The sequence below is a fragment of the Gilvimarinus sp. 1_MG-2023 genome (assembly GCF_030548285.1).
This window is the reverse complement of sequence record NZ_JAUOSC010000732.1, coordinates 1-297: the sequence shown is the minus strand read 5'-3', so window position 1 is coordinate 297 and position 297 is coordinate 1. Positions and strand designations below refer to the sequence as shown.

1 protein-coding gene is annotated in these 297 nt (G+C 54.2%); it reads left to right on the top strand.

From position 1 onward, the window contains the following. Nucleotides 1-7 precede the first annotated feature (7 nt). Nucleotides 8-175 (top strand): SlyX family protein, encoded by a 168-nt coding sequence (locus tag Q4563_RS23670; protein WP_442903793.1) that lies wholly within the window; start codon nucleotides 8-10, stop codon nucleotides 173-175. Nucleotides 176-297: the final 122 nt, after the last annotated feature.

Below are 297 nucleotides of genomic sequence, written 5' to 3'. Positions count from 1 at the left end.
GAGCTATATGGATGAAACCGTCGACACCCTGAATGAGCAAATCACTCACCTGTCGGCAGACTTCACCCTTGCTCGTCAGGCCATGCAGCTGATGAATCGCCGTCTGGAACAACTGGCAGCCAATACCGGCGACCTCAAATCCAGCCAGGATGATGCCCCACCTCCACACTATTAATCTGTGCCCGCCCGATCACCCCAAAGGGATCACACAAAAGGACAGTATCGATGAACCGGTTCTCTCGCTGGCAACTGCGGCCACTTGGATGGCTGCAGGCACTACTTTACAGCCTGATCAAA